The sequence below is a fragment of the Sphingomonas sp. S-NIH.Pt3_0716 genome, assembly GCF_003950715.1.
Lineage (GTDB): Bacteria > Pseudomonadota > Alphaproteobacteria > Sphingomonadales > Sphingomonadaceae > Sphingobium > Sphingobium yanoikuyae_A.
Genome location: NZ_QLJK01000024.1, coordinates 28,959 through 40,320, shown reverse-complemented (window position 1 = coordinate 40,320; position 11,362 = coordinate 28,959). Strand labels below are relative to the sequence as shown.

Below are 11,362 nucleotides of genomic sequence, written 5' to 3'. Positions count from 1 at the left end.
CGCATGCTTCCGGGAGCCGTTCATGAAGACCCGTCTTTCTGCCGCCTTGCTGTTCCTCGCCCTGCCCGGCGCAGCGCTTGCGGCGAATGATGTCGTCGTCCACCGGGACCCGGGTTGTGGATGCTGTGAGAAGTGGGCCCAGGCGCTTCGCGCGAAGCTGGGCCGCACGGTCGTCATGCGCGACGATGCGTCGCGCGGGGCGCTTCAGCGGAGGGCCGGCATGCCGGGCACGCTGGCATCCTGCCACAGCGCGATGGTTGATGGCTATCTGATCGAGGGCCATGTCCCGGTCGCCGATATCAAGCGCCTGCTGGCAACCCGTCCCGTAGGCGTCAGAGGCATTGCGGTGGCGGGGATGCCGATCGGCTCGGAGGGCATGGAAGTGGCAGGCGCCGCCCGCCAACCCTATGCGGTGGTGTCGTTCGGCAGTTCGGGCCAGAAGGTCTTCGCGCGGCATTGATCACGCACGCCTCGGCTCTCGCTGGTGATTTCCTGTTTGAATGACTGGGACTTGCTCGCCCCCACCTGTATAGTCATTTGATGCATGCTCCCGCTCGCCCCCATAGCCGCGCATCCGCTCCCCGGACGAAAGCTGCTTCTGTGGGCGAACCCGCGGTCGACGCTGCCGGTGCGGAGAAGCAACCTCGCTATGTGGCGATCAAAGACAGCATTTTCGAGGACATCCGGGAAGGTCGCCTGAAGCCCGGCGACCAGACGCCGTCAGAGGCCGAGCTCGTCGAGACGTTCAAAGTCTCGCGCATGACCGCAAACCGGGCGTTGCGGGAACTGCAATCGGCCGGTGTCGTGGTACGGCGGGCGGGGCGGGGCAGCTTTGTCGCCGAGCCCCGGCCGATCGGGCAGCTGATCGAGATCCGCAACATCGCGGAGGAGGTGCGCGGCAGGGGCCACGCCTATCGCGCGCGCGTCATTTATAATATCGAGATACGGGCTGATGCGGAAAGGGCAGCTCTGCTGGAAGTCGGCTTGGGCACGCGCCTCTTCCATTCGCTTATCGTCCATCACGAGACCGAATTCCCAATTCAGGTCGAGGAGCGCTTTGTACTGGCATCTGCTGCGCCACGCTACGGAGAGAGGGATTTCAGCGCCTCGACGCCGAATGAATATCTGACACGTGTTGCCCCGCTCGAGCGAGTAGAGCACCGGGTGTGCGCGGCGATGCCGGATACAGCCATGCGAACAATGCTGGGCCTCGCTGAAGGAGAACCAGTGCTAATGATGACGCGCAGAACCTGGAGTCGCGGACGTCTCGTATCGCACGCTTGGCTCACGCACCCGGGCAATCGGTTCGAGCTATCGGCGGCTTTTTCTGTTGGGACCTAGCGATCAGCCCGCGCCCAACTTGACGGCCGATTTGCGCCTGCGCCGCAACCATCGCACGTCGGCGCGACTGAAGCTCTTAAACAGCAGGTAGAAGCCCGTCCCCGACAGCCACAAAGTACCGAACGCAACGAAGACGATCAGCGGGTGATTGAAGCTGGTGCGGTTCACATAGTCCATATTGTGGAGCATCCAGAAGAAATCCCAGGTGCGCCATGTGTCGCCGCGCATGACCAGGAATCGGCCGGTGTCGGCGGAGATGTAGGCGCTGCTGTTCTCTGCGTCCGCGAAATCCAGTCGCCACATGGTGCCTTCGTGCTCGCGCGCTTCCACATTCGGTTCGGCGAGCAACGTTGCCTTGCGGATCGGTGCTTCATTCACCATCGTCGCGACGTCGCGCGCGACCTGCTCGTCGACCCGAACCGGGGCGCCGCTCGTCGCGTCGATTAGCCGCGTGCCCGTGGTGGATCGAAGCTCGTAGACGGGGCGTGTGGCAAGGGACCGCAAGGCGATGCCGAGCACGGGACCATCAAGAGCGAGCTTTGCCGGCGCAATATAGTCACCGGCAGGTAGGGCGTGCTGATGGCTGGCCTGCGCACTGTGTCCGCCGACCTTCTCCTGATCGAGCAAGGCCATCATCGAGCCGCTCAGAGCCCAAAGGAGAAACTGCACGCCCAGGATCAGGCCGACCCATTTGTGGATGCGCCGAAAAAAGAGCGGGGTGAACCGGATTTTCTTCATGCCTTCTTCTTCCTGCGCCGCGGGAACGACCAAAGCAGCAGCCAAGCCCCGGCCAGCGCCATGGCAAGGGCACTCCAGGTCGCCACGCGCAGCAGCGGATTGTTGACGTCGGAGCGATCGTCATAGTCCATGATGTGCAGCATCCACGCGAAATCGAACACGCGCCACAGCGCATGGCGGCGCGAGATCAGCTCACCGGTCTGCGGAGAGAGATACAGGGTTGGCCGGTTCCAGGCATCGAATTCGACCTGCCAATAGGGAGGCTTGCGCGCCTGCATTTCCAGTGGCGCCGTCGTCAGCAGCCGGGCTGCGACGATGTCCCCGGTGCCGCTGTAGATGCGCCGAGCGGCGGCGCGGATTTGTGCCTCGCTCAAATCGGGGATGGGCTGTCCCGAACCTGCATCGAAGAGTCTTGGACCACCCGGGGTTTGCGCGCGCCAGACGGGCTGATCCATGAACCGTTGCAGGCGGATCTCGGACGCGTCGGGAGCCGATTGAACAATCCGCGCCGGCGGGACGAAGCTCGCAAGCTCGATGGGGGCGACGACCGGTGGGCGGACCAGATCGTCGCCATGGATGATGTCGATATGGACGGCCACCATATAGAAGCCGGTCAGCGTCCAGAGCAGAACCTGGACGCCGACGATCAGGGCCAGCCACTTGTGCGTCCGGCGGATGACCAAAGGCCAGCGAATTGCCATGTGCTGCCCTTCAGAACGCGGTTCGGAAGCCGGCGTAGAAGCGCCGTCCGAGCAGATCATAGGTCATCGTGTCGGTGTTGGCATCGGTGAAGCTCTGGATATAGGGCGCCTTGCGGTCGAACAGATTATCGGCCCCGATCTGGAAACGTGTCTTCTCGTCGATCGCGAAGGCAAGCTGAAGATTGTGGTAGAAGACGTTCGGCGTGCGGTAGCCGATGTCGCCGGCCGATGCGTTGAAGTCGGTCGCCTTGCCGATCCATTGTGTCGACCAGGTCGCGCTGATGCCGTCCTTTTCCGCCGTCAGCACGCCATAACCACGCCATTTCGGATAGCCGCCATTGCCGCCCCCGATAAACCCGTCGAAATAGATCGGCGCGCCGCCGGGGAAGGGGTTTACGACATATTTGTTGAGATAGGTCATGTTGAGATCCAAGGAGATCTTCACCTCGCCCACCGCACCACTGTACACCAGACCCAGATCGAGACCATTCATCTCCTCGCGGCCGGTGTTGATGGGCTGGGCGGAGAGGTAAGTGACCTCGCCGGTCAGCGCGCTGCGCGTAAAGTCGCTGCAGAACGGGTGCGACAGGTTCTGGCTCGCATAGCAGACTGCGAGCTTGGTCGAGCCGGGAATGGCCCGGATCGCGTCCTTGATCTTGATGTCGAACCAGTCTGCCGTCAGCGACAACCCTGGGATGATGCCGCGCGGCGATATCACCGTACCAACGGTCCAGGTCGTGGAGCTTTCGGGCCGAAGGCTCTGGTTACCGCCCACTGTGGTGAGGATCGTGGTGCCGAGCTGCGTATAGTTGGCCGGCACACCGGACGCCTGACAATTGGCGATCAAGGTCACGTTGCCGCTGGAGGTGTAGCGCGAGCAGGGATCGGTCGTGGTCAGATTGCCTTCCGAGACGCCGCCGAAAAGCTCCGGCACGTTGGGAATGCGAAAGCCCGTCCCATAAGTGCCGCGCAGACGGATGCTGTCATTGACTACCCAGTCGGCACTGAGCTTGTAATTCCAGTCGCTCCCGAAGAGATTATAGTTTGAGTAGCGGACTGCGCCATCGAGCGTGAGCGCCTTGGCGAAAGCTGTGTTGGCAAGCACCGGCACCGATAGCTCGAGATAGGCTTCCTTGGCGGTGCTCGAGCCCGAAATAGGATCCTGCTGATTGACGTTCGCCACGCCGAGCACCGTCAACGGGTCGGGATCGCGCCAGCCTTTTTCGCGCCGATAGACCACGCCGGTGGCGAAGGACACCGCGCCGGCTGGAAGGGAGAAGAGATCGCCGTTGAGGTCAGCCGTGACCGTGCCGAGTTCGTTGCCTCCGCGATCGCGCGAGGTGAACAGAATATAATCCAGAACCTGAGGTGTCAGGTCTCCGAACCCAAGATAGTCACCGCAGGGGATGGCCGCGCCCGCCGTGCTGGAGCATTTGCTCCTGTCGAGCGTGTTCGCGACGCGCTCGAGATTGGCGATGTTGGTCGAGCCGTCGACGGCCGTGTTACGCCCGAAGCTGCCCGCGACTTCCCAGGCCCAGTCGTTCGCCAGCTTGCCGCGCAGCCCGAAGGTGCCTTGCCAGGTATCGGTCTCCTGGAAGAAGTGGCGCGCGCCGGGTTCGGCGAGGCGGCGCTGGGCCAGGACCAGGTTCTGGCCGGTCGGATTGGTCGGATTGCTGGCTGGTATCGAGAGATTGCGCAGCGTGCCGGGTGTCGCGATCTGATTCGACTTGCGGAACGTATAGAGGAACTCGCCGAACGCCTGGATACCGTCGGTCAGCGCATAGTCCGCGAAGAAGGCCGTGCTGACGCGCTCGACTGGGCTGACCGCATTGAGAAACGGGTTCGAGTTGAAGTTGTGCTTGGCGGGACTGTAAGGCTCGTAGAAGTTCCCGTTCCCTCCGGGTACCTGGTTGAAGTTGATCTGTTGGCCGTTGGGCAGCACCGCGCGTCCGCCGATCGTCGAGGCGCTGTTGACGCAGCTCAGCGAGCCCGGCGTCGTTTCAGCGAGCGAGCAGGGCGCACGCGAGGCCATGTTGACGGCGCTGGTCTTCTGGTAGGTGACTGCTGCCATGAACCCGCCACGATCGTTGCGAATGCCCCAAAGTAGGTCCGCGGTGAGATCGGAGCCGTCGCCGCGCTCGGTAATGCCTTGTCGGACGCTGAGACCCAGGCCTTCATAATCGGTGCGCGTGACAAGGTTGACCACGCCGGCCATGGCATCGGCCCCGTAGATAGCGGACGCGCCATCCTTGAGGACATCGGTGCGTGCCAGCGCCACGACCGGGATCATGTTGAGATCGGGTGAGGAATTGGCGCCGGTGCCGCCCGCGACGAGGCGTCGGCCGTTGAGGAGCACGAGTGTGCGCTTGATGCCGAGGCCGCGCAGATTGACCTGAGCAGTGCCATAACCGTTGTTGGTCCAGTAGGCCGATGTCTGGTTGCCCGCGAAGCCGGCATTGGCCGGCAAACGCTGCAAGGCGGTTTCGATATTGACGATGCCGGTATTTTGGATCTGCTCGGCGGTGACCACGGTGGCCGGTCCAACCCCGGCCAGATCCTGCCGACGGATTCGTGAGCCGGTAACGACGATGTCGCTGTCATCCCCCAGGACTTGTGCTTTTGGCTGCGGTGTCGGATCGGCCTGAGCGAGAGCCGGCGCGGCGTAGCCCGCGACGATGGCGGCGCTGCCGAGCAGGGCCATCCTGATGGTCATGTGCAATCCCCCTGACGTTTTAGAACAGCCACAGACAACATCAGTTGTATATACAGGTCAACAGTATTTTTCCTGTTTTTCCAATACCTTATTCTCGTGAAATTTAGATATAGATATAACTATAATACGCACGCCAGACGTCGAACCCTCATGACTGAAGAGATATTTTTGCGAGCGCTCATTTGCAAAGCTGCTGAGATAGGAGATAGAATATCATATCGTAATACAGCCTCGCACGCTTCGATTTGATGATCGGGACATTTGGCCGGCAAGAATGCGAAGCGGCATGATCACATGTTATTGGTGTCGGCGTGATATACCTAGGTATAGCGCTAGAGATGCTCCGGGAACATTAGTCCTTTGCTGAGCTTGCACGCGCCAGGGAAAGTAATACCGATGCGGACCGCATTTGATCCTCGTTTCCTGGATGTGTCGCGCCTTCTTCCGGATTGAGCCGCAGGTTCGCCTTTTGAGGCAGATGAAACGACTCCTGACGAAACGTCGTGCGACGAGTCCGGCGACCTGAGATCGTCGCGCAGCCACTGGGTCACTTGGCGATGATCCAATCCGGTTCGGCAGTGGCGGCGCAGTCCTCGAACGTCGATCGCATCCGCGGAGCCGACGGGCCGGCTTGTGCATGAGCCGCCCTGATTTTGCCGCTGGGCAGTACGGCAGGTTGCGAAAAATGCTTGCTGTGTCCCGGTCGGCGCGCGGGCGTGCAGCTCGCGCCTCGCACGATCACACGCGCAGCAGTCGCCCCACCGCCCGCATGATCGTCGCCCGGCGCGCCGCGTGCTCGGCAGCGTCGCGTGCAGCTCCGGTCATGCACCAGAGCTGGGTGAGGGCGGCGACAAGCCGGACGACATCCAGGGGCGTGAAGTCGGCGACGATCCGCCCCTCGGCCTGCGCCGCTGCGATCCCGTCCAGCTTCTCCCCGAGAAGGACCTCGCCGGCCGGGAGCATCAGAACATCCTGGCCACGCTCCAAATGATGCCAGGTCAGCAGCCTCCACAGGCGCGGGCGTTCGACCAGCAAGTCATAGGTGCGCCCCGCATAACCCTCAAGATCATTGGGATCGAAGCGATCGGCCTGCGCCGCGTCCATCACTTCCTGCGTCAGCGCGGCATCGAAGAGCGCCTCCTTGTCCCCGAAATAGGTGTAGAGCATCGGCTTGCTGATACCCGCCGCCTGCGCAATCCGGTCGATCCGCGCGCCCGCCAGCCCATGGGACGCGAACTCCTCGGTCGCTGCAGCCAGGAGCGTCTCGCGGCTCTGTGCGGCATTCCGCCGGGTTCGTTGCTTCATCACACCTCCAAGCATTGACGCATTCCAGGTTTCAAGTTACCTACCAGTTGGTAATATATGGAGTAACATATGTCCAATCACTGGTTTCTCACGGGCGCGTCCAGCGGTATCGGCCGCCATCTGGCCGAACTGATCCTGGCCGCTGGCGACGACCTTACCGCGACGGCCCGCAAGCCCGAAAGCCTCGATGATCTCGCGGCGAAATATCCGAGCCAGCTGCGCGTCGAAGCGCTCGACGTCACGGTCAAGGACGATATTGCTGCGGTCGTGGCCCGGGCGCAGGCGCGTCGACCCGTCGATATTCTGGTCAACAACGCCGGCGGCGGCGTGATCGGCGCCACCGAAGAGATGTCGGACGCCGAGGTCGAAGGCCAGATCGCGCTCAATCTCATGGCGCCCATCCACATCACCCGCGCCTTTGTCCCCGCCATGCGGCTGCGCGGGAGCGGCCGGATCATCCAGATCTCCAGCGCTAGTGGTCAGGGCTCGCTTCCGACGAGCAGTCTCTATCATGTGGCCAAATGAGGCCTGGAGGGCTTCAGCGAATGCCTCCGCCAGGAGCTTGAACCCTTCAACCTGTTCGTGACACTGATCGAGCCGGGCGGGGCGCGCACCAGCTTCAGCCACAATCTGCAATTCGCCAGCGAGATCGCCGCGTATCGCGATACGCCCGCCGGCCATATCCGCAAGATGTTCGAGACCGCCGGAAACGAGCTCTACACGCTCGACCCGCAAAAGATCGCGCAAGCGATCGTTGATGTCGCAACCAGCGACCATCCGCCGCTGCGCGTGACTCTGGGGGGTGACGCTTTCGGCGTTGTCCAGGCGGCGCTGCAATCGCGGCTCGCCTTTCTGCAGTCCCAGGAAGCGCTCGCGCGCTCGGTCGCTTTCGACAGTTGAGCTTTTCCGTCTTCCAGCTTTCGTCTCCGCGCGGTGCGACGCGCCTCACCGGGGCCCGGCAACCCTGTCGTCAGCGCCGTTATCCGATACTTAGGTATAGTCATCCGACACGATTGCAGAGGCGCCACACGGGCAATCGCTTGGTACCATCGCAAGAGAGGAAAACCCTCGCGGTCGCCAATCAAGGGTGCGCAGACCTTCGCAGTCGCGTGCCCTTGATGTGGCAGCGCGCCGCCCAGCCACGCGCGTCATGAACGGGAGCGGCCTTCTGCGAAACCCAACGCTCCGCCGCATTTTCTATAAGCTCTCGCTCGAATTGCTGCGCGCCGCCTTCTTCTTCCTGCGATTGGGCTTGAAGAATGACGAGTGTTTGTGCGCGCGTCTCAATAGGCGAGGCACACGGCTTCCGGTCGCCGCCGCCGTTCTTTGTCACAATGGCAAACGGCTACGGCCGGCGACCCTGATCGATCCGGCGTGCGAGCACGTCGGCAAGGATGACTTCGTGTGGATCAAAATGTCCCAGCCCAGCGAAACAGAACTTGCCGACATCGCCGGGAATTACGGCCTTCATCCGCTTGCCATGGAAGGTGCCGACAACGGCCACCAGATTTCGAAGCTCGACGATCACATGCTCAGGGTTGAGAGCGCCATCACCGGCATCCGCGACATCCTGATCTCGGTGTTCGAGGCGAGTCACCTGCTCGAACAGCAGCGCCAAGGTGCGATCACCCGTTAGCTTGCCGCCCGGGCTGCGATCCTCGCGGTGCCTACCGCGATTGCCGGAATCTACGGCATGAATTTCGAGAATATGCCCGAACTGAAGACGCAATGGGGATATTTCGTCATCCTCGGCGTCATCGCTGCGGTCTGCATTGGGCTCTACATCCGGTTCAAACGTAGCCACTGGCTTTGACGGCGCAGATCGGCTTTCCACATCGCGTCGGGCTGAGGCTGCCGGGGGCCGGCCGCCATAACTCAATGCTTTCGCAGAACCTCGGCGCGGTGCCGGTCCAACGCATCGAGCAAAGCCCTGCCGATCAAAGGCTTTGCGAGAACGTGATCGAAGCCCGCCTCGGCGGCCCGCCAGGCCAGCAGCGTGTCGTGAAAGCCTGAGATCATGATGGCGCGTCCCGACCATCCGATCTCGCGAAGGTGACGCAGCATCGCGAATCCGTCGATGTCGGGCATGCGATAGTCGAGGATGACGCAGTCTGCCTCCTTAGCGCGGGGGTCGGCCAACAGCGCGTGGCCGGTCGTATATCCCCACACGGCATAGCCGCGCGATCTCAGCAGCAGCTGGAGGCCACGCCGCACGCCGGGATCGTCGTCGGAGACGAGGATGGTGTATCTGCCATCATGCTGAGTGGAACGGACCGATGGCATTGCGAGAAGCGGACACCCGTGTGACGATTGCACCATCGATCGCATATCGCGCCTCGTCCCGTCGCTACGTAGAGGTCGCAGTCACTTCGGCTTGCGGCCCATGCCCGCGGCAAAGGCGATCCGCAGGGCTTCGGACAAATTGCGGACCTCGAGCTTGGCCATCAGGCTCGCGCGATGGACCTCGACCGTTCGCGATGAACAGCCCAGGTCATAGGCGATCGTCTTATTGGGCAGGCCGTTCGCCAGCCCTTCCAGCACTTCACGCTCCCGGGGCGTCAGTGCAGCGACCCGCACGCCGGCTTCAGAGGTTTCCAGAGTGCGAAAGTCGACATCGTCGAGACGCGCGAACGCGCGGCTGACGGCGCCGAGCAGGGCGGCTTTCTCGAAGGGCTTCTCGAGAAAGTCGACCGCGCCGCCTTTCATGGCCTGCACCGCAACCGACACGTCGCCATGGCCGGTCAGGACGATGACCGGCATATTGACCCCGCGTGCTGCCATGGCGGCCTGAACCTCGAGACCGTCCATCTCGGGCATGCGCACGTCGAGGATGACGCAGCCGACGGCCGCCGACTTCGCCTCCTTGAGAAACTCCACGCCCGAGGCATAGGTCACGACGTCGTAGCCCGCGGTCTTGAGCGCAAAGCTCGTCGCCTTGCGGATGCTCTCCTCGTCGTCGACCAGATGGATGACGCGTCTATCCCCCATGTTCCTCCTCCGCCCGCGCATGGATCAAGGTAAAATGAAAGCGCGCGCCGCCGCGGACGGGGCGCTCCATCCAGATACGGCCCCCATGCGCTTCGATGATGGTCCGGCAGATCGAAAGGCCGAGGCCCATGCCGTCGGCCTTTGTCGACTTGAACGCCGTGAAGAGCTGCTCCCGGACCTCGTCGGCGATGCCGGGGCCGGTATCCGCCACGGTCACCTCGATCAGCCCGTCAGGGCGCAACCTGGTCGCCACCTTGAGGTCGCGAACCGGACACTCCGCCATCGCCTCGATGGCATTGCGCATCAGGTTGACCAGCACCTGCTGGATCTGCACCCTGTCGACGAGGACCGGCGTCGCGGCGGGATCGACTGCAAAGAAGCTGCGGATGCCGCGCTCGCGGGCGTCGACCAGCGCGAGCTGGCTCGCCTCGGCGATGACCCGCGGCAGCTCGTGGAGGCTCTTGTCGACCTCGCCGCGGGCGACGAAATCGCGCAGGCGCCGGACGATGTGGCCGGCCCGCAGCGTTTCCTGTGCCGCATCATCCATCACCGACCGTAGCGACACGAAGGGTTCGTCGTCCCGCTCGTCGAGCATGTCGCGGATCGTCTCGAGATAGAGCGCGACCGCGGCAAGCGGCTGGTTGAGCTCATGCGCGAGGGTCGAGGCCATCGTGCCCATCGCGCTCAGCCGGGAGACATGGACCAGCTCTGCCTGCAGTTCCTTGAGCCTGAGCTCATCCTGCTCCTTGGCGGTGAGATCCCGGATGAAGCCGGTGAACAACCGCTGCCCGTCTTCACCGGCCTCGCCAACCGACAGCTGCATCGGGAAGGTCGAGCCGTCGCGGCGCTGGCCGACCACGACGCGGCCGAGGCCGATGATCCGGCGCTCGCCGGTCTGGAGATAATGCGCGATATATTCGTCGTGCCGGTCGCGATCGGGCTGGGGCATCAGGCAGGAGACGTTGCGGCCGACGAGCTCGGTTTCCGAATAGCCGAACAGGCGTTGGGCGGCCGCGCTGAACGACGTGATGGCGCCGGTCTCGTCGATGATGATCATCGCATCGGGGACGGTCGCCAGGATCGACTGGAGATGCTGCTCGCGGGTCTCGATTGACGCCCGGACCGCCGCCTCGTCGGTGACATCGCGACTGATGCAGGCAAAGCCTCGATGTGCGTCGCCTTCGAACAGGGCGCTGATCGTCAGGCGCGCGAGATATTCCGCGCCGTTCTCGCAGACCCGCCACGCTTCGCGCTCCAGCGTGCCTTCGTGAAGGGCGGCCGCCAGGTCTGCGCACGGGCGGCCGGCCGCAATCTCGTCGGGCGGGTAGAACAGGTCATGGGGCTGTCCCAGGACGCGATCGAGGGGCCAGCATTCGGCACGCTCGCCTTCTTCATTATAGCTTAGCACGATCCCGGCAGGATCGAGCAGCGTCAGGACGTGGCCGCCAGCCTGTCGCAGGAACAGCGGCGCAAGCCGCGCTACGTCGCTGGCAATCTCGTCCGGCCCGCGCCTCGTGTCGACCATCGTCCCGGCTCACGGGCCTGGCCGGGCGCACGGATCCGGGCGTAGCCCGAC

General features: G+C 63.2%; 11 protein-coding genes and 1 pseudogene. 5 read left to right on the top strand and 7 right to left on the bottom strand.

The features are described from left to right. The first annotated feature begins 22 nt into the window (after positions 1–22). On the top strand, positions 23–460 hold the full coding sequence (locus BRX37_RS18605; RefSeq protein ID WP_004213035.1) for a DUF411 domain-containing protein: 438 nt from the start codon (positions 23–25) through the stop codon (positions 458–460). 140 nt (positions 461–600) lie between these two features. Further along, positions 601–1,341, top strand: coding sequence for a histidine utilization transcriptional repressor HutC (hutC, locus tag BRX37_RS18600; protein ID WP_004213136.1), 741 nt, complete (start codon positions 601–603; stop codon positions 1,339–1,341). 3 nt (positions 1,342–1,344) lie between these two features. On the opposite strand, the gene BRX37_RS18595 is transcribed toward hutC, so the two are convergent. The 4 genes from BRX37_RS18595 to BRX37_RS18580 all read right to left on the bottom strand — a co-directional run bounded on the left by BRX37_RS18595 (position 1,345) and on the right by BRX37_RS18580 (position 6,798). After that, complete coding sequence (locus BRX37_RS18595; protein ID WP_004213137.1) at positions 1,345–2,079, bottom strand: PepSY domain-containing protein; 735 nt, start codon at positions 2,077–2,079, stop codon at positions 1,345–1,347. Further along, positions 2,076–2,780, bottom strand: a complete 705-nt coding sequence (locus BRX37_RS18590; protein ID WP_048938663.1) for a PepSY domain-containing protein — start codon at positions 2,778–2,780, stop codon at positions 2,076–2,078. The genes BRX37_RS18595 and BRX37_RS18590 overlap by 4 nt, the downstream gene beginning before the upstream one ends. A 10-nt stretch (positions 2,781–2,790) precedes the next feature. Next, the gene (locus tag BRX37_RS18585; protein WP_004213139.1) at positions 2,791–5,493 is read right to left on the bottom strand and encodes a TonB-dependent receptor domain-containing protein; all 2,703 of its coding nucleotides are present in this window, start codon (positions 5,491–5,493) and stop codon (positions 2,791–2,793) included. A 738-nt stretch (positions 5,494–6,231) separates the two neighbouring features. Continuing rightward, positions 6,232–6,798 carry a TetR/AcrR family transcriptional regulator gene (locus BRX37_RS18580; RefSeq protein WP_015449258.1) on the bottom strand — a complete coding sequence of 189 codons (567 nt, stop codon included), beginning with the start codon at positions 6,796–6,798 and terminating at the stop codon, positions 6,232–6,234. 69 nt (positions 6,799–6,867) lie between these two features. Between BRX37_RS18580 and BRX37_RS27375 the strand changes: the two genes are divergently transcribed. From BRX37_RS27375 to BRX37_RS27650, 3 genes and pseudogenes are all read left to right on the top strand, one after another. Next, a complete protein-coding gene (locus BRX37_RS27375; RefSeq protein ID WP_234792545.1) occupies positions 6,868–7,323 on the top strand; it encodes an SDR family NAD(P)-dependent oxidoreductase in 456 nt (151 codons plus the stop codon). A 57-nt stretch (positions 7,324–7,380) separates the two neighbouring features. Further along, positions 7,381–7,698, top strand: a complete 318-nt coding sequence (locus BRX37_RS27370) for a Rossmann-fold NAD(P)-binding domain-containing protein (RefSeq protein ID WP_234792544.1) — start codon at positions 7,381–7,383, stop codon at positions 7,696–7,698. A 610-nt stretch (positions 7,699–8,308) separates the two neighbouring features. Continuing rightward, positions 8,309–8,611 (top strand): annotated as a pseudogene (locus tag BRX37_RS27650) (CorA family divalent cation transporter); the annotation flags it as partial. A 62-nt stretch (positions 8,612–8,673) separates the two neighbouring features. Here BRX37_RS27650 and BRX37_RS18565 read toward each other — a convergent pair. The 3 genes from BRX37_RS18565 to BRX37_RS18555 form a co-directional block, all read right to left on the bottom strand. Then, entirely contained in the window at positions 8,674–9,081 is a 408-nt protein-coding gene (locus BRX37_RS18565; RefSeq protein WP_007683354.1) for a response regulator, read from the bottom strand. An 81-nt stretch (positions 9,082–9,162) separates the two neighbouring features. Then, positions 9,163–9,786: a response regulator transcription factor gene (locus tag BRX37_RS18560; protein ID WP_069339021.1), complete on the bottom strand. Its 624-nt coding sequence runs from the start codon at positions 9,784–9,786 to the stop codon at positions 9,163–9,165. After that, positions 9,776–11,311 (bottom strand): PAS domain-containing sensor histidine kinase, encoded by a 1,536-nt coding sequence (locus BRX37_RS18555; protein ID WP_037512054.1) that lies wholly within the window; start codon positions 11,309–11,311, stop codon positions 9,776–9,778. Before BRX37_RS18555 ends, BRX37_RS18560 begins: the two co-directional genes overlap by 11 nt. Between the last annotated feature and the right edge of the window lie 51 nt (positions 11,312–11,362).

What these genes read in the sequence shown, in the direction of transcription:
- BRX37_RS18605 (WP_004213035.1), top strand. Translation starts at nt 23, where the DNA reads ATGAAGACCCGTCTTTCTGCCGCCTTGCTGTTCCTCGCCCTGCCCGGC.
- BRX37_RS18595 (WP_004213137.1), bottom strand. Translation starts at nt 2,079, where the DNA reads ATGAAGAAAATCCGGTTCACCCCGCTCTTTTTTCGGCGCATCCACAAA.
- BRX37_RS18590 (WP_048938663.1), bottom strand. Translation starts at nt 2,780, where the DNA reads ATGGCAATTCGCTGGCCTTTGGTCATCCGCCGGACGCACAAGTGGCTG.
- BRX37_RS18585 (WP_004213139.1), bottom strand. Translation starts at nt 5,493, where the DNA reads ATGACCATCAGGATGGCCCTGCTCGGCAGCGCCGCCATCGTCGCGGGC.
- BRX37_RS18580 (WP_015449258.1), bottom strand. Translation starts at nt 6,798, where the DNA reads ATGAAGCAACGAACCCGGCGGAATGCCGCACAGAGCCGCGAGACGCTC.
- BRX37_RS27375 (WP_234792545.1), top strand. Translation starts at nt 6,868, where the DNA reads ATGTCCAATCACTGGTTTCTCACGGGCGCGTCCAGCGGTATCGGCCGC.
- BRX37_RS18565 (WP_007683354.1), bottom strand. Translation starts at nt 9,081, where the DNA reads ATGCCATCGGTCCGTTCCACTCAGCATGATGGCAGATACACCATCCTC.
- BRX37_RS18560 (WP_069339021.1), bottom strand. Translation starts at nt 9,786, where the DNA reads ATGGGGGATAGACGCGTCATCCATCTGGTCGACGACGAGGAGAGCATC.
- BRX37_RS18555 (WP_037512054.1), bottom strand. Translation starts at nt 11,311, where the DNA reads ATGGTCGACACGAGGCGCGGGCCGGACGAGATTGCCAGCGACGTAGCG.